The sequence below is a fragment of the Pseudomonas sp. WP18 genome, assembly GCF_036689585.1.
In the GTDB taxonomy this organism is placed as follows: domain Bacteria; phylum Pseudomonadota; class Gammaproteobacteria; order Pseudomonadales; family Pseudomonadaceae; genus Aquipseudomonas; species Aquipseudomonas chlororaphis_E.
Genome location: NZ_CP144758.1, coordinates 2,118,489 through 2,141,228, shown reverse-complemented (window position 1 = coordinate 2,141,228; position 22,740 = coordinate 2,118,489). Strand labels below are relative to the sequence as shown.

Sequence of the window (22,740 nt, the reverse complement as noted above, 5' to 3'; positions counted from 1 at the left end):
TACATCGCCAGGATGATTACTTCGTAACCAGCTCGACCGGCGTTTCGATCACGCCGTTGGCACCGCTGTCGACTTTCTCGCCCTTGAGCATCTTCAGGGCCGTCTCGATGCCGAACACCGCCTGCTTGGCAGCGAACTGGTCGGCCGTGGCCAGGACGCGACCGTCCTTAAGCATCGGCTTGATGGCATTGATGTTGTCGTAGCCGACCACTTGGACCTTGCCCGCCTTGCCCGCCGCGCGCACGGCCGAGACGGCGCCGACCGCCATGCTATCGTTGCCGGCCAGCAGCGCCTTGATGTCCGGGTATTCGCTGAGCATCGAGGCGGCCACCTGGTTGCCCTTGTTGATTTCCCAGTCGCCCGATTGCAGGGACACGACCTTGATCTGCGCCGCTTCCATCGCGTCCTTGAAGCCTGCGGTGCGCGCCTGGGCGTTGGTGGTGGTGGAAACACCTTCGATGATGCCGACTTCGTCACCGGCCTTGAGCTGCTTGGCCAGGTATTCACCGACCAGGCGGGCGCCCTTGCGGTTGTCCGGGCCTACGAACGGCACATTGATGTTCTTGCTCTTGACCACGGCGGGATCGAGTTGGTTATCGATGTTGATAACCGTGATACCGGCGTCGACGGCTTTCTTGATCACCGGCACCATCGCCTTGGAATCGGCGGGTGCGATGACCAGTGCATCGACCTTGGACACGATCATCTGCTCGACGATACGGATCTGGTTGGCTGTGTCGGTTTCATCCTTGATCCCGTTGGAGATCAACTCGAAATCGGCGGAGTGTTCCTTCTGATAGGCCTTGGCGCCGTCTTCCATGGTGAGGAAGAACTCGTTGGCCAGGGATTTCATGACCAAAGCGACCTTGGGTTTTTCAGCGGTCTGGGCAAATGCCGAGGAGAGAGGCAGCGCAGCGGATGCGGCCGCGAGCATGGCGACAGCGAGGAGACGTCCAGCGAATGGCAACTTCATGGGTTCACTCCGATCTTATGATTATTGTGGGCAAATCATTGCACGGAACGCCGCGCAAACGTTTGCGTGAAGTGAACTATGGTAAGGGTTTGCTGATTTGTCAACGTCGCGATAGGCGCGATCGAGTGCCCGGCCGAGGCCATCGGTTGAAGGTACAGCGGTCGGCTTTATCTGTCGCGTCTGCAAATAAAAATTCTCCTCCTACATCAAAACGCCAAAAGCGCTGTCAGACGATTTTCTTGAATTTTAAGTAGTTGCGTAAATGCCTACGGTTAAATACTGTATGCACGTACAGCTTAATAAGGATAATCCTGTGGCCCCGCCCTCCGCTGCAACTTCCCCTTTAGACGCCTACGCACGACTCGCCCTTCGCGTCTCGAAAATCATCAACGGTCCCACCGCTCAAAAAGCCAAGGCCGCCCTGATCTTCCGTCTTCCCGATGAGCCGGTGGATGAGTGGGAACGCCTGCTGGAAGAAATCGACGAGAACGACAACGTGACCCTCGCCTATCGCGACGATGGCGGTGTGCAGGTTTTCTGGGTTGTGCCGAAGGAAGATTGAGCGTGATGAGTGTTCGCTGTTTTGCTTTATTGCTGGCTTTCGCCGCGATGGGGGCACAGGCCGCTGCGCCGCGCACCTTCAACGAAGCCAAGAAAATCGCCTGGAAACTCTACGCGCCGCAATCCACCGAGTTCTACTGCGGCTGCAAGTATACCGGCAATCGCGTGAACCTGGCGGCTTGCGGCTACGTGCCGCGCAAGAATGCCAGCCGCGCCGCGCGCATCGAGTGGGAGCACATTGTTCCGGCGTGGCAGATCGGCCATCAGCGCCAATGCTGGCAGGAAGGCGGCCGCAAACAATGCACCCGCTACGACCCGGTCTATCAACGGGCCGAGGCCGACCTGCATAACCTGGTGCCGAGCATTGGCGAAGTGAATGGCGACCGGAACAATTTCAGCTTCGGCTGGCTGCCGGTGCAGAAGGGCCAATACGGTTCGTGCCTGACCCAGGTGGATTTCAAGGCCAAGAAGGTCATGCCCCGCCCGTCCATTCGCGGCATGATCGCCCGCACCTACTTCTACATGAGCAAGCAGTACGGCCTGCGCTTGTCGAAACAGGACAGACGCCTGTACGAAGCCTGGGACAAGACCTACCCGGTCGAAAGCTGGGAACGCCAACGCAACCAGAGTGTGGCGTGCGTCATGGGGCACGGTAACGAGTTCGTCGGGCCGGTGGACCTCAAGGCCTGCGGCTGACTCACCCGAGTGAAAACACAATCGGCTGTGGGAGCGAGCTTTCTCGCGATGGCGGTATATCAGCCAACATCAATGCTGACTGATCCGACGCTTTCGCGAGCAAGCTCGCGCCCACCGTTGATGGGGTGCTGCCCGATTATTGGGCCGTCGGGTAATCCACCACCAGGGTCTCGATGTTGCGCTTTTTCGCCCGGACCAGGGCAGCGGTGATTTTCTCCTGACCTGCTTCAGCGTCGGCCTTGGAGTTGAATGGGCCGACCAGCACTCGCTCCTTGCCATTTTCCCGCACCACGGTCGACATGAAGCTGTGCTCGATGAGCCACCCGGTCAGGTCGCTGATCGCTTGCGGGGTCTCGCCTCGAACCTCGACCGCCCATTGCGGCGCGGCAGCGGCAGCCGGCGCGGAGGTCGCGGCGGGTTTGGGCTTCGGTGCCTCGGCGTCACGCCCTTCACCACACCCAGCCAGCATCAATACCGCGATAACCCAAGCCAATTTGCGCACAACGTTTCCCCTGGAAGACATGAGGCACGGATTTTAACACTCACATCCAGCAAGAACCCCGCGAACGACGCTCAAAACACGAGAATCCTGCCCGACGTCTCTGTATAGTCGCACCCTGGGAATTCACTCTGGGAATTAATGCTGCGTCTGCACGTCAGAAAGAGGCACCCACGTTGTGACACTTAGCACTAATCTATAAGCAGTACCGACATCTGCACTGTCTGAATCAGGTGCCCTATAAAGCAATCAAGGAGAACACCATGCTGATACTCACCCGCAAAGTCGGTGAAAGCATAAACATTGGTGACGACATCACGATCACCATTCTGGGCGTTAGCGGCCAACAAGTCCGGATCGGCATCAACGCCCCGAAAAACGTCGCGGTACACCGCGAAGAGATCTACCAACGTATTCAGGCAGGCCTCACCGCCCCCGACAAGCCGCAAACGCCCTGAGCCTTGCAGCAGTCCGTAGCCAGCCCGTTTGCATCGCCGCAATGGCTGGCTAAAGATTCCGGCCGATCGAGCCTTACCCCGATCCACCCCGCCTCTTGATTGTCGTCCAGCCCGTGAACCGATACTAATGGCATGGCTCGTAGCCTGGCTGTCAGACGTTTCGTTTTAATGGCGGTGAAGCAGGCGCGCGTGGCAGCTCAGCCCAGGCTCACACCCCGCGCCATGCCGGTGGCCGCCACCACCATCAAGACCAGCAGCAAGGCTTCGATGTGGCTGACCCGGGCAAACCGGCCAGCCCGTGACGGATCGACAGCCATGCCCTTGCCCAAGGCTATGCGCCATTTGACCAGGGCGATCATTGGCGCGATTTCCAGCAACAGGATCAGCAGCAACAGCGTCATCTTCAGGTGAAACAGCGGTTGATGCAGGTAGTAGTCCGAGCCTTTTTCGAACCCCGCGAACGCCCGCATCCCCCCGGTCACCAACAGCACCAGCGCCGACACGCCCCACACGTTATCCGCCACCAGCACGTTGCGAACCGCGTCCGCGCCATCCGCCACGCGCCGCAGTGCCGTGCCGCGCGTCAGCACCGCCCAGAAGCCAAGGGCGAAGGCCAGGAGATGAATTGCCGCGAGAGACCAATGAGCCAACATGAGAGAGGCGCCTGTCAGTGAACGTCGGGTCGACCTGACAGTACTAGCTCATAAAACAATGATTGCCAGGGTTGGCATGCAAAAAAACTGTGGGAGCGGGCTTGCTCGCGAATGCGGCGTATCAGTCAACAAATCACTCACTGATACAGCGCATTCGCGAGCAAGCCCGCTCCCACAGGGGTATTGCGAACGCTAAAAGATTCTAGTCGGCCAGACGCCAGGTCGTGCCGCCCTTCCCGTCTTCCAGCACCACGCCCATGGCGGTGAGCTGATCGCGGATACGGTCGGATTCGGCCCAGTCCTTGTTGGCCCGCGCGGTCAGGCGCGCCTGGATCAATGCCTCGACCTCGGCGGCGTCCACGCGGCCTTCGGCACCGGCCTGGAGGAAGTCATCCGCCTCGAGCTGCAACACCCCCAGCACATTGGCCAGTTCCTTCAGGCGTGCCGCCAGGCCCGCCGCCGCATTGAGATCACTCTCGCGCAGGCGGTTGATCTCACGCACCATTTCAAACAGCACCGCGCAGGCTTCCGGCGTGCCGAAGTCGTCGTTCATCACTTCGGTAAACCGCGCCACGTAGGCTTCGCCACCGGCGGCAGGCACGCTCGGCAGGCCTTTCAACGCATGGTAGAAACGCTCCAGGGCGCCCTTGGCGTCCTTGAGGTTGTCTTCCGAATAGTTGATGGCGCTGCGGTAGTGACTGGACACCAGCAGGTAACGCACGACCTCGGGGTGGTACTTGTCGAGCACGTCGCGGATGGTGAAGAAGTTGTTCAAGGACTTGGACATCTTCTCGCCGTTGATCCGGATCATGCCGCAATGCATCCACGCGTTGGCGTAGGTCTTGCCGGAAGCCGCTTCGCTCTGGGCGATCTCGTTCTCGTGGTGCGGGAACTCCAGGTCGCTGCCGCCGCCATGGATATCGAAGGTCTCGCCCAGGCAGCAGGTGGACATCACCGAGCACTCGATGTGCCAGCCCGGACGCCCGGCGCCCCACGGCGATTCCCAGCTCGGCTCACCCGGCTTGGCGGCTTTCCACAGCACGAAATCCAGCGGGTCTTCTTTCGACTCGCCGACCTCGATGCGTGCGCCGATGCGCAGGTCTTCGATTTTCTTGCGCGACAACTTGCCGTAGCCCATGAACTTGGCAACGCGGTAATACACGTCGCCATTGCCCGCTGCGTAGGCATAGCCCTTGTCGATCAGGGTCTGGATCATCGCCAGCATGCCGGGAATGTGATCCGTGGCACGAGGCTCCAGGTCCGGCTTGAGAATATTGAGGCGCGCCTCGTCCTCGTGCATGGCCTCGATCATGCGGGCGGTCAACGCATCGTAGGGCTCGCCGTTCTCGCGGGCCCGATTGATGATCTTGTCTTCGATGTCGGTGATGTTGCGCACATAGGTCAGGTCATAACCGCTGTAGCGCAGCCAGCGGGTTACCAGGTCGAAGGCGACCATGCTGCGGCCATGCCCAAGGTGGCAGTAGTCGTACACGGTCATCCCGCAGACGTACATGCGCACCTTGTTGCCATCCAGCGGCTTGAAGACTTCTTTGCTCTTGGTGAGCGTGTTGTAGATCGTTAGCACAGGGTTTCCCTTAAGACTTGATCACTGACCCCAGGAATCACGCAAGGTCACGGTACGGTTGAAGACCGGACGACCGGGTTTTGAGTCCTTGATATCCGCGCAGAAGTAACCTTCGCGCTCGAACTGGAAACGGTCTTCCGGCTGTGCGTTGCCCAGCGATGGCTCGGCACGACAACCGGTGAGTACTTGCAGGGAGTCAGGGTTGATGTTGTCCAGGAAGCTGGCGCTGTCTTCGGCCTTCTCCGGGTTCGGTGAACGGAACAGGCGATCGTACAGGCGCACTTCGCACTCGACGCTGGCGGCAGCCGGCACCCAGTGGATCACGCCCTTGACCTTGCGCCCTTCCGGGTTCTTGCCCAGGGTGTCCGGGTCATAGGAGCAGCGCAGCTCGACGATGTTGCCATCGGCATCCTTGATGGCTTCGTCGGCGCGGATCACGTAGCTGCCGCGCAGGCGCACTTCACCGGCTGGTTCCAGGCGCTTGTAGCCCTTTGGCGGCTCTTCCATGAAGTCGTCGCGGTCGATGTAGATCTCCCGGGCGAACGGCAGGACGCGCACGCCCATGTCCTCTTTCGGATGGCACGGCAGCTCGAGGTTCTCGACCTGGCCTTCCGGGTAATTGGTGATCACCACCTTCAGCGGGCGCAGCACGCACATGGCGCGCGGGGCGCTGTGGTCGAGGTCGTCACGGATGCTGAACTCCAGCATGCCGAAGTCCACCACGCCGTCGGAACGGTTGGTGCCGACCATCTCGCAGAAATTGCGGATCGATTTCGGCGTGTAGCCACGACGCCGGAAGCCCGACAGCGTCGACATGCGCGGGTCGTCCCAGCCGTTGACGTGCTTCTCGTCCACCAGTTGCTTGAGCTTGCGCTTGCTGGTGATGGTGTAGTTCAGGTTCAGGCGGCTGAATTCGTACTGGCGCGGGTTGGCTGGCACGGGCAGGTGCTCGAGGAACCACTCGTACAGCGGACGATGGCTTTCGAATTCCAGGGTGCAGATCGAATGGGTAATGCCTTCGATGGCGTCCGACTGGCCGTGGGTGAAGTCATAGTTGGGGTAGATGCACCACTTGTCACCGGTCTGGTGGTGATGGGCGTGGCGGATGCGATACATGATCGGGTCGCGCAGGTTCATGTTCGGCGAGGCCATGTCGATCTTGGCGCGCAACACCCGCGCACCGTCCGGGAACTCACCGGCGCGCATGCGGGCGAACAGGTCGAGGTTCTCTTCCACGCTGCGGTCACGGAACGGACTGTTCTTGCCCGGCTCGGTCAGGCTGCCACGGTATTCCTTGGCCTGCTCGGGGGTCAGGTCGCAGACATAGGCGTTGCCGGCCTTGATCAGCTCCACCGCCCAGTCGTGCAGTTGGTCGAAATACTGCGAGGCATAGCGCACTTCACCGGACCATTGGAAGCCCAGCCACTTGACGTCGCTTTCGATCGCGTCGATGTATTCCTGGTCTTCCTTGGCCGGGTTGGTGTCGTCGAAACGCAGGTGCGTGACGCCACCGAACTCCTCGGCCAGGCCAAAGTTCACGCAGATCGACTTGGCATGGCCGATGTGCAGGTAGCCGTTGGGTTCCGGCGGGAAACGGGTGACGATCTGTGTGTGCTTACCCGAATCCAGGTCCGCCTGGATGATCGGGCGCAGGAAATTGACCGGCACGGCCGGGCCGGTCTTGGAATTCGAGGTAGGGTCGACAGTGGGCTTGCTCATAGGATCCTTGAACAGACAAGTGCGCGGCCGGGTGCGGCCTGATAAATCAAAGCCCGTATCATAGCCGATGCTGTCAAGCACCTGACAGGCCAGGCCGGCAAACGATTGAATTTAATCGACGACCCGATGAAAAACAGCCTCGAAATTCGTGCCTGGCAGGCTAAACTGCCCAGCCTGGCCGATCATAGCCAGACCGGTTGCGGGCCTCACAGCCCCAAAACCCAAGAATTCCTAGAAAGAGTAGCGATCATGAGCAAAGTCAAACTGACCACCAACCACGGTGACATCGTTCTGCAACTGAACAAAGAAAAGGCGCCGCTGACCGTCGCCAACTTCATCGAGTATGTCCAGGCCGGTCACTACACCAACACCGTCTTCCACCGCGTCATCGGCAACTTCATGATCCAGGGCGGCGGTTTCGAGCCGGGCATGAAGGAAAAGAAAGACAAGCGCCCAAGCATCCAGAACGAAGCCGACAACGGCCTGCCGAACAAGAAGTACAGCATTGCCATGGCCCGCACCATGGAGCCGCATTCGGCCTCCGCGCAGTTCTTCATCAACGTGGCTGACAACAGCTTCCTCAACCACAGCGCCAAGACCGTACAGGGCTGGGGCTATGCCGTGTTCGGTGAAGTGATCGAAGGCACCGACGTGGTCGACAGCATCAAGGGCGTTTCCACCACGTCCAAAGCTGGCCACCAGGACGTCCCGGCAGAAGACGTGATCATCGAGAAAGCCGAGATCATTGAGTGATACTACTGATTTCAGATTTGCATCTGGAAGAGGAGCGCCCGGACATCACCCGGGCGTTTCTGGATTTACTCGCCACCCGCGCCCGCTCGGCGCAAGCGTTGTACATCCTGGGCGATTTTTTCGAAGCCTGGATCGGCGACGATGCCATGACCCCGTTCCAGCGCTCCATCTGCCAGGCCCTGCGCGCATTGAGCGACAGCGGCACGGCCATCTTCCTGATGCACGGCAATCGCGATTTCATGCTGGGGCAGGCCTTCTGCAAGGCCGCTGGTTGCACCCTGGTCAAGGACCCGAGTGTCGTGCAGTTCAACGGCGAGCCGGTGCTGCTGATGCATGGCGACAGCCTGTGCACCCGCGACGAAGGCTACATGAAGCTGCGGCGCTGGCTGCGCAACCCGGTCACGCTGTTCATCCTGCGCCACCTGCCCTTGGGCAGCCGGCAGAAACTGGCGCGTAAACTGCGCAGCGAAAGCCGGGCACAGACGCGGATGAAGGCCAATGACATCGTCGACGTCACGCCTGAAGAAATCCCGCGGATCATGCAGCAGTACGGCGTACAGACCCTGATCCACGGCCACACCCACCGCCCCGCCATCCACAAGCTGCAACTCGGCGAACATGCAGCGAGACGCATCGTGCTGGGGGATTGGGACAAGCAAGGCTGGGCACTGCAGGTGGATGAACAGGGCTACACCCTCGCCCCCTTCCCCTTCACCCCTGCGCCCCAACTGGCAGGCCCCACTCACTGAGCCGTCCTTTCTCTACCGTGAGAGTGGAAGCTGCTTGCGAAGCATTCTGTGTGTTCACCACAGATCCCCTTGTGGGAGCGGGCTTGCCCGCGAAGAGGGTGGATCAGTTGATGAAGATGTTGGCTGACCCACCGCCTTCGCGGGCAAGCCCGCTCCCACCAGAAGATCGCCCCCACTGAAGAATCAATGTCCCGCCGAAGCCGGCCCCGCCTTCGCCGCAAACGGCGGCTTCGCCAACCACACCAACACAATCAACCCCATGAACGCCCACCCCAACAACGTGAAGTAATCCACGGTGGAGAGCATGTACGCCTGACTGGTAAGAATCTGATCGAGCTGGGCATACGCCGGCGCGCTCGCGCCGCCGAGCTGGTTGAGGGCCTCGCGGGTACTGGGTTCGAACGTGCTGATGTTCTCGCTCAGGTAGGCATGATGCATGTCGGCCCGACGGATCCAGATCCAGGTGGTGAGCGACGCCGCAAAGCTGCCGCCCAGGGTCCGCAGGAACGTCGCCAACCCGGCGCCATCGGCAATCTGGTGCGGCGGCAGGTCCGACATCAGGATGCTCAGCGTCGGCATGAAGAACAACGCCACGCCGATGCCCATGAACAACTGCACCAGGGCGATGTGCTGGAAGTCCACTTCGTTGTTGAAGCCTGCCCTCATGAAGCAGCTCAGGCCGATGGCCAGGAACGCCAGCCCGGCCAACAGGCGCAGGTCGAACTTGTGGGCGTACTTGCCGACGAAGGGCGACATCAGCACCGGCAGGATACCGATGGGCGCCACCGCCAGCCCGGCCCAGGTGGCGGTGTAGCCCATCTGGGTCTGCAGCCACTGCGGCAGGATCAGGTTGATGCCGAAGAAACCGGCGTAGCCACCCACCAGCACGATGGTGCCGATACGGAAGTTGCGATAGGCGAACAGCCGCAGGTTGACCACCGGATGGCGGTCGGTCATTTCCCAGATCACGAACACCGCCAGGGCGATCACCGAAATCAACGCGCCAATGATGATGAAGTTCGACTCGAACCAGTCCAGGTCGTTGCCCTTGTCGAGGATCACCTGGAGCGCACCGACGCCGATGATCAGCGTGATCAACCCGACGTAGTCCATCGGCTGGCGACTGGTGACCACCGGACGCGCCTTGAGCTGCTGCTGCACCACCATCGCCGCGAAAACACCGATGGGGACGTTGATGAAGAAAATCCACGGCCAACTGTAGCTGTCGGTGATCCAGCCGCCCAGGATCGGACCGGCGATGGGCGCCACCACCGTGACCATCGCCAGCAACGCCAGGGCCATGCCCCGCCTGGCCGGCGGGTACACGGCAATCAGCAAGGTCTGGGTCATCGGGTACAGCGGCCCGGCCACCAGCCCCTGGAGCACGCGGAAGCCGATCAGCTCGGGCATCGAGGTGGAGATACCGCATAGAAAGGAAGCGAGCACGAACAGCATCGTCGCCCACAGGAACAGCTTCACCTCGCCAAACCGGCGGCTCAACCAACCGGTCAACGGCAGCGCGATGGCGTTGCTCACCGCGAACGAGGTGATCACCCACGTGCCCTGCTCCGAGCTGACGCCCAGGTTGCCGGAAATGGTCGGCAAGGCCACGTTGGCGATGGTGGTGTCGAGCACTTGCATGAACGTCGCCAGCGACAGCCCGATGGTACTGAGCAACAGGCTGGGCGGTGTGAAGGACGCGTTATTGCTCATTACGAAACCCTATGAAGCGAAGGTGGCGGAATCGTCCAACTCAAGACACAGATACAGAACCTGTGGGAGCGGGCTTGCCCGCGAAGGCGATTCCACATTCAATAATTGCTGCCTGAAACTGCGCATTCGCGAACGAGCCCACTCCCACATCGGGCCCGGGCGCTCGCAGGATCGGTGTTCACTGCAATTGCCCGTGGGAGCGCGCCATCAAGGGCTAACGCTGTACCGTCTTGCTTGCCGCGGCGCTGTTCTCGTGGATCAGTCGGGCAATCATCGCGTCGGCATCGGCCAGTTGGCGGTCGTAGACCTGGGTGCTGAAGGTGGCCTTCTGCGGAGGCTGTTGAGCCAGGACCGGGCCGCTCTGGTCGTGCAGGTTGACGTTGACCAGGGTCGACAAACCGATCCGCAAGGGATGCTCGCTCAGTTCCTGGGCATTGACATGAATGCGCACCGGCACCCGCTGGACGATCTTGATCCAGTTACCCGTGGCGTTCTGCGCCGGCAACAGGGCAAACGCACTGCCGGTGCCGGCACCGAGGCTGTCGATCGTGCCGCTGTATTTCACGTCGCTGCCGTAAAGGTCGGTTTCGATCTCCACGGGTTGGCCAATGCGCATGTCACGCAGTTGGGTTTCCTTGAAGTTCGCATCGATCCACAACTGGTCCAGCGGGATCACCGCCATCAACGCCGTCCCCGGCTGCACCCGCTGCCCCAACTGCACGGTACGCTTGGCGACGTAGCCGGTGACCGGTGCGATCAAGGTGCTGCGGGCGTTGGCGAGGAAGGCCTGGCGCAGTTGCGCGGCGGCAGACTGCACGTCGGGATGGGACGACACCACGGTGTCATCCACCAGGGCGCTGGTGGTCTTGAGTTGCTGCCGGGCATTGGCCAGGGCATTTTGCGCCGAGGTCAGGTCGTCCCGAGCGTGGGAGAGTTCTTCCTGGGAGATCGCCCCGCCGGCCGCCAGGTTGCGGCGCCGGTTGTAGTTCTCCTGGGCTTTCTGCACCTCGGCTTCCTGGGCATTGACCTGTGCGCGCATGCCGTCGACGTTGCTGTACAAGCCACGCACCTGGCGCACGGTGCGGGCCAGGTTGGCCTGGGCACTCTGCAGCCCGACTTCGGCATCGTTCGGGTCGAATTGCACCAGAATCTGGCCTTCGCGCACCAGGTCACCGTCGTCGGCACCGATGCTCACCACGGTGCCGGTGACCTGCGGCGTGATTTCCACCACGTTGCCGTTCACATAGGCATCGTCGGTGCTTTCGTTCCAGCGCCCGTACAGCTCGTGCCAGGCCCAGACGCCCAGGCCGCAGAGGATGACGATGACCGCGAGGGCCAGCAGCATGACCTTGCGCTTGCGCGGGTTGCCGCTGTCCTGCGGGTTTTGGGTAGGTTGCGTAGTGTCGGCAGTGGCCATGACAAGTCCCTCGAATCAGTTATTCGGCGCAGAGGCCGGTGTGGCCGCGGCCAGGGCCTGGGGTTCGAAACCACCGCCCAGGGCCTGCATCAGCTGGATCGACAGGTCGATCTGCTCGGCATTCAGGTTCGCCAATTGACGTTGGGCCTGGAGCAATTGCTGCTCGATGCTCAGCACGTCCAGGTAATTGCCGATGCCCGAGCCGTAGCGCTGGACCACGGTGTCGTATGAGCTTTGGGCGATATCAGTGGCATGTTGCTGGGCGCCAATCTGGCGGGCGATGTCACGCAGCTGGTTGATGGTGTCGCTGACATCCCCCAGGGCCTGGACCAGGCTTTTGTTGTACTGCGCCACCGCCAGGTCGTAGTCGGCGTCCCGGGCATCCAGGTCAGCCCGCAGGCGTCCGCCATCGAAGATCGGCAGCGAGACCGTCGGCGCCACGTTGAAGAAACGGCTGGGCGAGCCGAACATCGCATCGCCCAACAGTGACCGCACCCCCGCCGCCGCGCTCAGGTTGAGGTTGGGGTAGAAGTTGGTCTTGCCGGCCTCGATGTCCTTGCTCGCCGCTTCGACCCGCCAACGGGCGGCCACCAGGTCGGGGCGACGGCCCAGCAACTCGGCCGGCAGGTTTGACGGCAAGGCGACCGCGCTCGACTGCAGCACGTTGGGCCGGGCGATTTCGCTGCCCCGGTCCGGGCCTTTGCCCAACAGCACCGCCAAGGCGATCTTGGCGCTTTGCAGGCGTTTCTCAGCGTCGATCAAGGTCGCATCGGCGCTGGCCTCCAGGCTTTCGGTCTGCTGGAACTGGTACTCGCTGTCGATCCCGGCGTTGAGACGGCGCTTGCTCAGGTCGAGCATCTGCCGGGTGCGCTTGAGGTCTTCGGCCGCCAGGTCACGAATGATGTGGGCTTGGCCCAGGTCGCTGTAGGCCCGGGCCACATCGGCGGCCAGGGTCAGTTGCGCTGCCTGGCGGTCGATCTCGGCGGCACGGGCCTGGCCCAGCGCGGCTTCCCAGGCGGCCCGCTGACCCCCCCAGAGGTCGAAGGTGTAATTGAAGTTAACCCCCAGCGTGCGCAAGGTGCTGTAGGCACCGCCCTCGCCCGCCGGGTCCTCGTCGCGGGACAGGCGCGAACGGCTGACACCGCCGCTGGCATCCAGGGTGGGCAGGCGCGCCGCATTGGCGGCATAGGCGGCGGCACTGGCCTGATGCACCCGGGCGCTGGCGATCTGCATGTCCGGGCTGTCGCGCAAGGCTTCACGGATCAGGCCGTCGAGCTGCGGGTCGCCCAGGCTTTTCCACCAGTCGTTTTTCGGCCATGCGGCCGGCGACAACTTGACACCGTTCAGCGATTGCCCGGCCTTGAGGCTCTGGGCCTCAAGGCTGACGCCTTCGGTCTTCAGGCCGCTATAGCTGGCGCAACCGGCCAGGCTCATGGCGAGCAATACCAGGCTCAGGCGAGTACGCAAGGTCTTACGCTTCATTTGTCCCCCAACCGCAGCACGGTGATGGGATCACCGGCGGCAAGCAGAATTTTCTTGAGAATCTGTTCGAGGGTTTGCAGCTCCTCGCGGCTGATGGCGCTGGCCAACTGGTTCATGGCGTCGGCACCGATCACCGGCAGCCGATCCGCCAGGGCCTGGCCGGCGTCGGTCAGCACCAGCAGCACTTGCCGCCGGTCATCCACCGAACGTTGACGAGCGAGGAAACCTTTCTGTTGCAAGCGATCGAGCATGCGGGTCATCGAACCGCTGTCCAGGGACAGGTAGCGACACAGCTCGGCGGGTGTGTCGATGCCGTGCTGGGCCATGATGATCAACACCTTGAACTGCGCGGCCGTGATGCCGACGGGTTCCATGTGGGTATCGATGATCCGATCCTTGAGCAGCGCGGCGCGTCCGAGCAGCATGCCGAGATGGCACTTGTGGAATTCGTCTGGGGTGAAATGCTTCATCTGAGCACCGTTTGCTGCCTAGGCAGTGAATGTATGTCGAGATATTACTGCTTAGGCAGCAAATGTCAAATAAAATAGTTAGCTTGCTATTCATGAGGGCAGGCACAGAAACAAAATGTGGGAGCGGGCTTGCTCGCGAATGCGGTGGGTCAGCCAACATCTTCATCAGCTGATTCACCCTCTTCGCGAGCAAGCCCGCTCCCACATTGAGGTTTTGGGGAACGGTTAGAAATCGCGCTTGTAGAAGATGTCCAGGGAGCTGGCGACCCCACTGGCGGCTTCGAGGTAGACCTTTTTGCTGAGCTTGTAACGCAAGGCGATGGTGTTGGCCGGTTCGAACACGCCGACGCCGTAGCGCAGGCTGAGTTTTTCCGACAGGTTGCCGCTGGCGACCACACTGGTGGTATCGCCGCTGCCCTGGGTGTCGAGTTGGAAATCACTGATGCCCAGGTTGTTGGCCAGGCTGGTGGTCACCCCGGCACTGCCCATCAGGCCCAGACCCAGCGCCGCTTGGGCGAGCATGTTGTTGTCCTCGCCCGTGGTGCTCAGCGGCCGACCCAGCACCAGATAGGACAGCGCCTGTTCCTGGCTCATGGCCGGTTCCGAGAAGATCTGCGTGGTCGGCTGCTCGGCGCTGCCGCTCAAGCGGATGCCGGCAATCACATCGTCGGTCTGGCGGATTGCCTCGATGTCCAGGTAAGGCTGGTCGATAGGCCCAGCGAACAGCAGGCGCGCGCGACGGACCGTCAGCCGTTGCCCATAGGCCCGGTAGCGACCGTCGTTGAGCCAGAGTTCGCCGCGGGTGTCCATGTTGTCGCCGATGTGCACCTGGCCCTGGACGTTGGCGGTCAGGCCGAAGCCTGCAAACGCGAGTTTGTCCTGGCCGACAATCACGTCGATGTCCATCGCCATGGCCATCGGCGGCTTGCCCTCCTCGGTCTGGTGCCCAACGATCACCGTGTCGTCCGAGACCTTGACGGTGGAAGGTGGCAGTTCGCGAATGGTGATCTCACCCTTGGGCACCAGGACCTTGCCGGCAATGGCCAGCCGTTCGCCTTGCAGGGTGATGTCGAGGTCCGGCGCCACATCCAGCACCGCGTACGGCTCGACCGTGACCGGCAAATGCGAGCCCTTGAGCGCCAGGTTCATGCTCAAGGCCTCGCCCCAGCCGATGTCCCCGGTCAGGCTGCCCTGCCCGTCCTTGCCGCTTTTCCAGTCACCGTTGAGCCGCATTGTGTCGCCGGCGATCATCGCGCGCACCTGCAGGGCTTCGAGGCTGACCGGCAGTTGAGGCCCGGACACTTCGCCGTCGCTGAGCACCAGGTTGCCGTTGACCTGGGGCGCCAGCAAGCCCCCGGACAAGGTCCCGCTGCCGTTCAGGTGGCCGGTGAGGGTTTGCACCATCGGCACGAATGGCCGGGCCACGGACAGGTCCAGGCCGGTCAGGCGGAACGAACCGCTGAGGGGTTTGCTGGCCGGCAGCGGGTTGATTTGCGCCTGGAGCATCAGCTCACCGAGCCGGGCGCCGACGAAATTCAGTTGGGTGTCGATGCGCTTGGGGGTCAGGCGGCTGTCCAGGGTCAGGGTCTGGTAGGGGAAGTCCAGCCACGGCGCCTGCTCGTGTTCCTTGTCGCGGATGCGCAACGTGCCGCCACTGGCGTCCACCAGGATCCGCCCGTTCGGGCCGCTGGCCGGCAAGTCCAGTTGCAGGTCGGCATTGAGCTGGCCCTTCCAGGCGAAATCCTTGGGCATCCACTGGGCCAGGCTTTCGATGGGGAACTGCTTGAGGTGATAGCGCAGCTTCGGCTCCGGCATCAGCCGCTGGTCTTCACCACACAGGCTGGCCTGGCCGGAACGCCAGCAATGGGCGCCCACGTTGAGCGTGCCGTTGGCCAGGCGCTCCAGTTTCGCCGGGGCTTGCAGGCGCCAGGCCTGGCCGCCGGCCTGGACGTCACCGCTGGCCAGGCGTCCGCGCCAGTTGCCCTGGTCGAGCCGGCCATCCAGCGCCAATGTCGTGTCGAGTTGCGGCCCCTGCAAGTCCAGGGTGAGTGTCTGTTGCTTGATATCACCCTGCCCGCTGACGGTCAGCACACCCAGCGCCGTGTCGCCGGCGCGAATGCCACTGGCCTTGAGGTCGACCTTGCCTCGCTGCGCTTTGTCCAGGGTTGCGTCCAGGTTCAGACGTTGAAGATGGTTGTCCTGAAACGCCAGTTGGGTGCCTTGCAGGCCGAGCTTGCCCTGAGGGGCCTTGAGTGTCCCCGCGACCTCGACGCGCCCCATGACCTGGCCGCGCAATTGCGGCCAGAGCTGGGCCAGACGCGCGAGCTTGATGTCGACCTGGCCGGTGAGCGTCTGTTGCAGGCTGGCGCTGCCGTTGATGCGGTTGTCCCCCAGGCGGATGTCCAGCGCGCTGAGGTTCCATTGTTCGCCGGCGCCGCTGGCCCGGGCCTGGAACAGCGCCGGTTGACCGCGCAGCTTGCCCTTGAGGTCCAGGTCCGCGTCGAGGTTGAGGGTGCCGTTGTTGATCGACCCCTTGCTGCGCAACGGCCCCGCCAGGGTGCCGGGCAATTCGCCGAGCCAGTACGCCGGGTTGATGGCCGACAATGCCAGGGCCGTGTCCCAGGCAATACCCTCGGCAAATTGCAGGTCCAGGTGCCCTTCGGCCTTGCCTTGGCCGGCGGTGAGCTCAAGTTGCGGCAAATGGATCTGGGTCAGGTCGCCGCTGAACGGGCTGCCCAGGCTGAAGACGCCGGCGGGCCCATCCAATGCGGCCTGGAAATGGCCGAGGTAGTTGCCATCGGTGTACGAGACTTCGCCGTCGAAGCGGCGCACGCTCACTTGTGGCTCATCGATCAGCGGGTAAAGCCGATGCCAGGGGAAATCCAGCCAGGCGATCTTGGCGTCGGCGCTCAGGCCCTCGCGCCAGTCCACCTGGCCGCTGAGCTTGAGGCTCTGCTGCTCGCCAGCGTCCAGGTCCAAGGCGGCGATCTGCGCGCCTTTGGCGTCCACCTTGCCTTGCAGCAGCAACGCCACGGGGCCTTTCTCGGCCGGCAGGGTCGCCTTGCCGAGCAGTTGGTAACCGGTGTCCAGGTCGCCCTCGCCGGTCAACTCGAGCTGATTGAGCACCAGGGTGTCCGGCAGGTCGGCGCTGGCCTTGAAGCCGTCGGCGGTGATGCGCACCTTGGCCGGCAGGTGGTCGGCCAAGGGTTGCAGCTCGCCCACCAGACGGCCTTGCAGGTAACCGCGGCTGTCAGCGCTGAGGTTGAGCGTCTTGAGCAGGTCGCCATCGACGTTCAAGTCCAGGGTCCAGGGCACGCCTGTCGGTGCGGGCAGAGTCAACTGGCCGGCGGCCTTCAGCGGCCAGTCCGCGCCGGGCTTCAGCAGACCGGAAAGCTGTAGGCTCAGTGCGTCGCGTTGCAGTTGCAGCGAGTCGATCCGCAAGCCCTCGGCCGTCCAATGGGCCGCCAATTGCAAGCCCTTGAGTTGCTCGCTGCCATTGAACAGCAGGCGAGCGACCTGCACCTCTCCCAGTTCGATGGCCACCGGCAAGTCCAGGTCGGGCAAGCTGATCGGACCGCTGCTCGGCTCATCGGCGGAAGGCGGAAATTGCAGGCTGATCTGATCGGCCTTGAGCCGTTCGATGCACAAGGTCAGACGGGTCAGGCACAGCGGCGACCAGGCGAAGATCAGCCCATCGATTTCTACCCGACTGCTGTCCTGTTGCCACAGCAGATGATCGGCGCTCCATTGCCCGCCAAGGCGCCCCTGGAAATTGTCCACGCTCAGCCCGGGCACCAGGCCAAGGGCCCAGCGGCTGCCGAATGCGCTGCCCAGGATAAGGCCCAGCGCCAATACCACCACGGCCAGCAGCGTACCCAACGCCAGCAGCGTTACCTTCAAACCACGACTCACAATTCGGGCCCCATGGAAAAGTGCAAACGAATGCCACCCTCATCGTCCAGCGCATGGGCCAGATCGAGGCGGATCGGGCCCACCGGCGACACCCAGCGCACACCGATACCCACGCCGGTCTTGAGGCTTGGCAATTCAAGATTGTTGAACGAATTGCCCTGGTCGACGAAGGTCGCCACCCGCCATTTCTCTGCGACCGAATACTGGTATTCGAGACTGCCGGCCACCATGTAGCGGCCGCCGATGCGATCACCCTCGGCGTTCTCCGGTGACAGGCTCTGGTAGTCGTAGCCACGCACGCTCTGGTCGCCGCCGGCAAAAAAGCGCAGGGACGGCGGGATGGATTTGTAGCCATTGGTGGCGCTGCCCCCGACCTGGGCGCGGGCCAGCAGGCGGTGCTTGTCGAACACGGTGGTCAGGCCCTTGACCATGGCGGTGCCGTAGACGAGGTTGTTGTCCGAACCCAGCCCTTCCTTGGCGACCTTGGTGTCGAACTGCAAGCGGTAGCCGTTGTGCGGGTCGATGCGGTTGTCGCTGCGCAGGTAGGAATAGCTGACGCCCGGCATCAGCAACGTGCTCAAGCCCGAATCGTCGCCGAGGCGGTATTCCTCGCGCTGCCATTTGAGCGATACCACCCGTTGCCAGCCGCTGGGCAACTTGCTGTGCCATTCCGGGCCGACGGTCAGCAGCTTGCTGAGGGTGTCGGTGCCGGCCAACTCTTCGTACTGGTAGCCGCCGGCGTAGCGCAGCTTGTCGGTCAGCGGTGGGTCCAGCGGCACGTCGTACCACAGGCCGACGTTCTGTCGGGGCGCCGAGACTTCGGCCTCCCAGCCATAACTGTGGCCCTGGGGATTGACCCAGTGGCGCGTCCAGTTGGCCTTGGCCCGCGGGCCGACGTCGGTGGAAAACCCCAGGCCCAAGCCCATGGTACGGGGCTTGCGGGTGTCGAGCTTGACCGCCACCGGGATCACGTTATCGGTGGCCGCGGTCGGTGCCGCGTCGACCCGCACGCCTTCGAAGTAGCCGCTCGACTGCAAGGCCTGGTTGAGCTCGGCAATGAGTTCGGAGTCGTAGGGGGTGCCCGCCTTGAACGGCACCATGCGCCGCAGCAGGTCTTCGTCGAACGGCGTATCGCCCTCGAAATTCACCGGGCCCAGGGCGTAACGCGGGCCGCTGTCGTAGATCAATTCGATGTCGGCGATACCGGCCTGGGGGTCCACGGACAATTGCTGGCGAGTGAATCGCCCACTGAAAAAACCGTAGCGCGAGGCCTGGTTCTGGATCAGTCGCTTGGCGTCTTCGTAACGACCGTGGTTGAGCACCGCACCGGGCTTGAGGCCGGGATCGTCCGGCAGGCGAAACGCCTTGAGGGACGCCGCCGGGCCCTCGACGCGCAGGGTCACGTTGCGCAGATGCACCGGTTCGCCAGGGTCAATGCTCAGGACCAGGCGCGGGTCCTTGCCGCCCTTGACCTCGCTGTCGATCTGCGGCTGGTAGTAGCCCAGCGCCTGGGCAGCCTTGCGGGCCTGCTCCTCGGCGCCGCGGCTGAAGCGCAACAGCGCCTCTTCGTCGCGATCGCCCACCCCACCGATGTAACCTTCTACGTTGGCCTTGAGTGCGTCGTTGGCCGGCTTGACCCGTACCTCCAGTTCACTGTTCGCCAGCGCCGCGCAGCTGAGGGACAGCATGAGCACGCCGCTGGTCATTCTTCCTGAAACATTCATGGCGCGGATGCTATCACGGGCTTGGGAGCCTGATAGAGCCAGACTCGTCCTAAAAGTTCGTCCGATCAGGCCGTTGCGCTGTGCAGGACCTGCGGATTGGCGTGGAAAAACACGTGTTCGCGGATCGGTCCTACGGCAATCTCGCCGATTTCCTCGTAGCCTTGGCGCTTATAAAAATCCAGGTAACGGGGGTTGCCGGTGTCCAGCACAACGCCTTGGGAATGCTCATCCACCGCGCACCAGTTGTGCACGGCCGTGAGTAATTGCTCGCCATAATGCTGGCCTTGGAACTGTGGGTGAATGCCCAGCAACGGCAACACATGAACCGCATCCGACGGCAGGCAGGCCGTGACCGCCGCGTGGTACTCCAGGTAGCGCCGGGTGCAGCGAAACCCCGTGCTCAACACCATGCGCAACCGCCACGCCCAGCTTTCGGTGATGCCCAGGCGCCGCTGTGGCGGGGCGATCAAGGCGATGCCGATAAGCCGGTCATTGACCAGCAGGCCGATGGCCGGCAGGTCCTGGAGAAAATGCTGCTTCACCAACTCCCGCACCGTGGCCCGCACTCGCTGCTCGTAGCCGGGACGCTCGGATTCGAACAGGAAGCTGAAGGTCGGCTCATGGCGATAGGCCTGGTACAGCAACGAACGGGCTTCGCGGGAATAACCGCTGTCGAGCATATGGATGTCGGCGAGGGCGGTGGCGGTTTCAGGCATGGTGGCGGATCTCCTGGGCGGGCTCGGTGAGGCCCTGCTCTTATTGACTACGAACCCGGCAGGGCTGTGATCGTTCCTACAAGCAAAGGACATTAGCAGCGCATTTGTCCTACTGCCACGCTGGCCCCCTTCCGACATGTCAGCTAGCATCGCAGTTTTGCCAGGACTGCCGACCATGAAGATCGTCTCCTTCAACATCAACGGGCTGCGCGCCCGTCCTCATCAGCTGGCGGCGCTGATCGACAAGCACCAGCCGGACGTGATCGGACTGCAGGAAACCAAGGTCCACGACGAGCAGTTCCCGCTGGCCGAGATCCAGGCCCTGGGTTACCACGTGCACTACCACGGGCAAAAGGGCCACTACGGCGTCGCCCTGCTCTCCCGCCAGCCGCCACTGAGCCTGCACAAGGGTTTCGAAAGCGACGACGAAGACGCCCAGCGGCGTTTCATCTGGGGCACCTTCGCCGATGCCAACGGTGTGCCGGTGACGATCATGAACGGCTATTTCCCACAAGGTGAAAGCCGCGACCACCCGACCAAATTCCCCGCCAAGGAGCGGTTCTACAACGACTTGCAGCAATTGCTGGAAAGCCGCTTCAGCAACGATCAGCCGGTGGTGGTGATGGGCGACGTGAACATCTCCCCGGAAGACTGCGACATCGGTATCGGCCCGGACAATATGAAGCGCTGGCTGAAAACCGGTAAATGCAGCTTCCTGCCGGAGGAACGCGAGTGGATGGCCCGCTTGAAGAACTGGGGCCTGGTGGACAGCTTCCGCCACCTGAACCCGGACGTCTGCGACCGTTTCAGCTGGTTCGACTACCGCAGCCGCGGCTTCGAAGACGAACCCAAGCGCGGCCTGCGCATTGACCTGATCCTCACCTCCCATGGCCTGCTGCACCGGGTCAAGGATGCCGGCGTCGACTATGAACTGCGGGGCATGGAAAAGCCGTCGGACCATGCACCGATCTGGCTGCAACTGAGCTGACCGCAACCACAGGTACCGGGCCACCACAGGGGTTGGGGTTTGCCTTGAGCCTGTGATCGCCACAGAACCCATTGTGGGAGCGGGCTTGCCCGCAAAGGCGCCGGGTCAGTCGATGGCGAGGTTGGCTGTAACGCCGTCTTCGCGGGCAAGCCCGCTCCCACAGGTTTTTTGGGTTTGCCTTGAGTCTGTGATCGCCACAGAACCCATTGTGGGAGCGGGCTTGCCCGCGAAGGCGCCGGGTCAGTCGATGGCGAGGTTGGCTGTAAGGCCGCTTTCGCGGGCAAGCCCGCTCCCACAGTTTTTTTGGGTTTGCTCTGGGTCTGTGGTCGCCACAGAACCCATTGTGGGAGCAACTGTCTTACCTCTGCCACCCGTCACCGCCATTCAGTGCCGTCTCGAAGCATGACATTCAGTCTGATTAGCAATATTCGCATGCAGGCGATGAGCGCGACTTTCGCGCTCTTGCCTCGCCCTCGAAGTGCTTCGTACCGGGCCTTGAAGTCGGCGTGATAGCGGATGACAACCCAGCACGACATATAAAGCGCACGTCTGACCCGCGCTCTTCCTCCGTAAATCTGACGTTTGCCGCTGTGATTGCCACTGTCGTCGTTGTAGGGGGCGATTCCCGCCAGGGACGCGATCTCTCTGCGATCAAGCTCACCGAGCTCAGGCAGGTAAACCAACAAACTAGCAGTCGCCACAGTGCCGATCCCTTTAACTGATGTGAGTCGGTCGGCTTTCTCCGCATCCAGCTTACGCATGCTTTGATTAATGGCTTTGCCAAACTGCTTGATTTGGATTTGCAGGTAGCGAATATGATCTTTGATCACCTCGATAACCGCCGGAAGCTGAGCCTGCTGTAGCCGGCGCTTGTTGTCATCTCGTTGTTGGACGAAGTGTTCGCGCAGCTGAATCAGCTCCCGCAGTGCTTCACGCTCAGGTGAAATGGGCTTTTCGTGAGACGCATGCAGAGCTTCGGCAAAATCGGCAAGAACAGCCGCATCGATGGGGTCGGTCTTGGCATTCTTGCCCATTGCTACGGCGAAGGCTCTAGCCCGACGAGGGTTGATCCTGAGCACATTGAAACCTGCCTCCTGCAGTGCTGCCATAACCTTTCGTTCATAGCCGCCCGTGGCTTCCAGTAACACCCGGCCAATCGTGTACGGGCTTAGCTGTTCGACCAGTTGTGCAAAACCCTCAGGCGTATTGGGGACCTCGTAGCCTTGGTTCTGTGGTCGAACCCAAACGACGAGATTTGATTTGGATATATCGATACCGACCCAGGAAATCATGGCAAAACCCTCTTACACTCAGAAATGAGAGTGCTCTGGCTTTGCCCACGCTTGTGATTCGAGTGCCGCTCGTCCAACTGTTCGGGCTTATGGGCCAGAGTAGAAAGGTAGATGGCAGCTTTGCTCCCACTCGTGCTTCAAGCACCGCGGACTCACAGCTTGCCATCTACCCCTCTCACCCCAGAGTTTATTCCCTTACTCAGACACAAGCGGGCTTGCCCGCGAAGGCGGTGGGTCAGTCGATGGCGAGGTTGGCTGCAAGGCCGCTTTCGCGGGCAAGCCCGCTCCCACAGTTTTTTTGGGTTTGCCTTGGGTCTGTGATCGCCACAGATGGAACGGTCGCCTTGCTGTCATCTTTCAGTCACCTGACTGACTTAATC

The 22,740-nt window shown here is 62.1% G+C and carries 19 protein-coding genes; 6 read left to right on the top strand and 13 right to left on the bottom strand.

The annotated features are described in order from the left end of the window. Window positions 1-16 precede the first annotated feature (16 nt). Entirely contained in the window at window positions 17-973 is a 957-nt protein-coding gene (locus V5F23_RS09440; RefSeq protein WP_042730060.1) for a sugar ABC transporter substrate-binding protein, read from the bottom strand. A 283-nt stretch (window positions 974-1,256) separates the two neighbouring features. On the opposite strand from V5F23_RS09440, the gene V5F23_RS09435 reads away from it, so the two are divergent. Continuing rightward, on the top strand, window positions 1,257-1,535 hold the full coding sequence (locus tag V5F23_RS09435) for a DUF1654 domain-containing protein (RefSeq protein ID WP_042730074.1): 279 nt from the start codon (window positions 1,257-1,259) through the stop codon (window positions 1,533-1,535). A 5-nt stretch (window positions 1,536-1,540) separates the two neighbouring features. Beyond that, on the top strand, window positions 1,541-2,230 hold the full coding sequence (locus tag V5F23_RS09430; RefSeq protein ID WP_042730059.1) for an endonuclease I family protein: 690 nt from the start codon (window positions 1,541-1,543) through the stop codon (window positions 2,228-2,230). A 136-nt stretch (window positions 2,231-2,366) separates the two neighbouring features. Here V5F23_RS09430 and V5F23_RS09425 read toward each other — a convergent pair whose 3' ends face one another. Further along, window positions 2,367-2,732: a hypothetical protein gene (locus V5F23_RS09425; protein WP_047737264.1), complete on the bottom strand. Its 366-nt coding sequence runs from the start codon at window positions 2,730-2,732 to the stop codon at window positions 2,367-2,369. A gap of 260 nt (window positions 2,733-2,992) precedes the next feature. On the opposite strand from V5F23_RS09425, the gene csrA reads away from it, so the two are divergent. Then, window positions 2,993-3,187, top strand: coding sequence for a carbon storage regulator CsrA (gene csrA, locus V5F23_RS09420; RefSeq protein ID WP_003179932.1), 195 nt, complete (start codon window positions 2,993-2,995; stop codon window positions 3,185-3,187). A 197-nt stretch (window positions 3,188-3,384) separates the two neighbouring features. Here csrA and V5F23_RS09415 read toward each other — a convergent pair whose 3' ends face one another. From V5F23_RS09415 to V5F23_RS09405, 3 genes are all read right to left on the bottom strand, one after another. Next, the gene (locus V5F23_RS09415; RefSeq protein ID WP_042732376.1) at window positions 3,385-3,840 is read right to left on the bottom strand and encodes a DUF2214 family protein; all 456 of its coding nucleotides are present in this window, start codon (window positions 3,838-3,840) and stop codon (window positions 3,385-3,387) included. Between the two features lie 202 nt (window positions 3,841-4,042). Further along, a complete protein-coding gene (gene cysS / locus V5F23_RS09410) occupies window positions 4,043-5,425 on the bottom strand; it encodes a cysteine--tRNA ligase (RefSeq protein WP_042732375.1) in 1,383 nt (460 codons plus the stop codon). A gap of 21 nt (window positions 5,426-5,446) precedes the next feature. After that, complete coding sequence (locus V5F23_RS09405; RefSeq protein WP_042732374.1) at window positions 5,447-7,144, bottom strand: glutamine--tRNA ligase/YqeY domain fusion protein; 1,698 nt, start codon at window positions 7,142-7,144, stop codon at window positions 5,447-5,449. A 249-nt stretch (window positions 7,145-7,393) separates the two neighbouring features. On the opposite strand from V5F23_RS09405, the gene V5F23_RS09400 reads away from it, so the two are divergent. Both V5F23_RS09400 and lpxH read left to right on the top strand, forming a co-directional pair. Continuing rightward, entirely contained in the window at window positions 7,394-7,897 is a 504-nt protein-coding gene (locus tag V5F23_RS09400) for a peptidylprolyl isomerase (RefSeq protein WP_042732373.1), read from the top strand. Then, a complete protein-coding gene (gene lpxH, locus V5F23_RS09395; protein ID WP_123578673.1) occupies window positions 7,894-8,646 on the top strand; it encodes a UDP-2,3-diacylglucosamine diphosphatase in 753 nt (250 codons plus the stop codon). Before V5F23_RS09400 ends, lpxH begins: the two co-directional genes overlap by 4 nt. A gap of 183 nt (window positions 8,647-8,829) precedes the next feature. Here lpxH and V5F23_RS09390 read toward each other — a convergent pair whose 3' ends face one another. The 7 genes from V5F23_RS09390 to V5F23_RS09360 form a co-directional block, all read right to left on the bottom strand. Next, window positions 8,830-10,359 carry a DHA2 family efflux MFS transporter permease subunit gene (locus V5F23_RS09390; RefSeq protein ID WP_042731773.1) on the bottom strand — a complete coding sequence of 510 codons (1,530 nt, stop codon included), beginning with the start codon at window positions 10,357-10,359 and terminating at the stop codon, window positions 8,830-8,832. Between the two features lie 214 nt (window positions 10,360-10,573). Further along, on the bottom strand, window positions 10,574-11,776 hold the full coding sequence (locus V5F23_RS09385; protein WP_042731774.1) for an HlyD family efflux transporter periplasmic adaptor subunit: 1,203 nt from the start codon (window positions 11,774-11,776) through the stop codon (window positions 10,574-10,576). Between the two features lie 15 nt (window positions 11,777-11,791). Then, window positions 11,792-13,258 (bottom strand): efflux transporter outer membrane subunit, encoded by a 1,467-nt coding sequence (locus V5F23_RS09380; protein WP_042731775.1) that lies wholly within the window; start codon window positions 13,256-13,258, stop codon window positions 11,792-11,794. Next, window positions 13,255-13,728 (bottom strand): MarR family transcriptional regulator, encoded by a 474-nt coding sequence (locus V5F23_RS09375; RefSeq protein ID WP_042731776.1) that lies wholly within the window; start codon window positions 13,726-13,728, stop codon window positions 13,255-13,257. The genes V5F23_RS09380 and V5F23_RS09375 overlap by 4 nt, the downstream gene beginning before the upstream one ends. Before the next feature lie 225 nt (window positions 13,729-13,953). Further along, complete coding sequence (locus V5F23_RS09370) at window positions 13,954-17,640, bottom strand: translocation/assembly module TamB domain-containing protein (RefSeq protein WP_042731777.1); 3,687 nt, start codon at window positions 17,638-17,640, stop codon at window positions 13,954-13,956. Then, a complete protein-coding gene (locus tag V5F23_RS09365) occupies window positions 17,637-19,364 on the bottom strand; it encodes an autotransporter assembly complex family protein (RefSeq protein WP_047737277.1) in 1,728 nt (575 codons plus the stop codon). The genes V5F23_RS09370 and V5F23_RS09365 overlap by 4 nt, the downstream gene beginning before the upstream one ends. 65 nt (window positions 19,365-19,429) lie before the next feature. Then, window positions 19,430-20,080, bottom strand: coding sequence for a GNAT family N-acetyltransferase (locus V5F23_RS09360; RefSeq protein WP_042732807.1), 651 nt, complete (start codon window positions 20,078-20,080; stop codon window positions 19,430-19,432). Between the two features lie 175 nt (window positions 20,081-20,255). On the opposite strand from V5F23_RS09360, the gene xthA reads away from it, so the two are divergent. Then, on the top strand, window positions 20,256-21,068 hold the full coding sequence (gene xthA / locus V5F23_RS09355) for an exodeoxyribonuclease III (RefSeq protein WP_338498152.1): 813 nt from the start codon (window positions 20,256-20,258) through the stop codon (window positions 21,066-21,068). A 374-nt stretch (window positions 21,069-21,442) separates the two neighbouring features. On the opposite strand, the gene V5F23_RS09350 is transcribed toward xthA, so the two are convergent. Further along, the gene (locus V5F23_RS09350) at window positions 21,443-22,360 is read right to left on the bottom strand and encodes a transposase (protein ID WP_212803602.1); all 918 of its coding nucleotides are present in this window, start codon (window positions 22,358-22,360) and stop codon (window positions 21,443-21,445) included. Between the last annotated feature and the right edge of the window lie 380 nt (window positions 22,361-22,740).

Excerpts from the sequence above, each read along its gene's own strand:
- V5F23_RS09400 (WP_042732373.1), top strand. The coding sequence starts at position 7,394 with ATGAGCAAAGTCAAACTGACCACCAACCACGGTGACATCGTTCTGCAA.
- V5F23_RS09435 (WP_042730074.1), top strand. The coding sequence starts at position 1,257 with ATGCACGTACAGCTTAATAAGGATAATCCTGTGGCCCCGCCCTCCGCT.
- V5F23_RS09375 (WP_042731776.1), bottom strand. The coding sequence starts at position 13,728 with ATGAAGCATTTCACCCCAGACGAATTCCACAAGTGCCATCTCGGCATG.
- xthA (WP_338498152.1), top strand. The coding sequence starts at position 20,256 with ATGAAGATCGTCTCCTTCAACATCAACGGGCTGCGCGCCCGTCCTCAT.
- V5F23_RS09405 (WP_042732374.1), bottom strand. The coding sequence starts at position 7,144 with ATGAGCAAGCCCACTGTCGACCCTACCTCGAATTCCAAGACCGGCCCG.
- V5F23_RS09380 (WP_042731775.1), bottom strand. The coding sequence starts at position 13,258 with ATGAAGCGTAAGACCTTGCGTACTCGCCTGAGCCTGGTATTGCTCGCC.
- csrA (WP_003179932.1), top strand. The coding sequence starts at position 2,993 with ATGCTGATACTCACCCGCAAAGTCGGTGAAAGCATAAACATTGGTGAC.
- V5F23_RS09390 (WP_042731773.1), bottom strand. The coding sequence starts at position 10,359 with ATGAGCAATAACGCGTCCTTCACACCGCCCAGCCTGTTGCTCAGTACC.
- V5F23_RS09350 (WP_212803602.1), bottom strand. The coding sequence starts at position 22,360 with ATGATTTCCTGGGTCGGTATCGATATATCCAAATCAAATCTCGTCGTT.
- V5F23_RS09440 (WP_042730060.1), bottom strand. The coding sequence starts at position 973 with ATGAAGTTGCCATTCGCTGGACGTCTCCTCGCTGTCGCCATGCTCGCG.
- V5F23_RS09360 (WP_042732807.1), bottom strand. The coding sequence starts at position 20,080 with ATGCCTGAAACCGCCACCGCCCTCGCCGACATCCATATGCTCGACAGC.
- V5F23_RS09415 (WP_042732376.1), bottom strand. The coding sequence starts at position 3,840 with ATGTTGGCTCATTGGTCTCTCGCGGCAATTCATCTCCTGGCCTTCGCC.
- V5F23_RS09385 (WP_042731774.1), bottom strand. The coding sequence starts at position 11,776 with ATGGCCACTGCCGACACTACGCAACCTACCCAAAACCCGCAGGACAGC.
- V5F23_RS09365 (WP_047737277.1), bottom strand. The coding sequence starts at position 19,364 with ATGAATGTTTCAGGAAGAATGACCAGCGGCGTGCTCATGCTGTCCCTC.
- V5F23_RS09430 (WP_042730059.1), top strand. The coding sequence starts at position 1,541 with ATGAGTGTTCGCTGTTTTGCTTTATTGCTGGCTTTCGCCGCGATGGGG.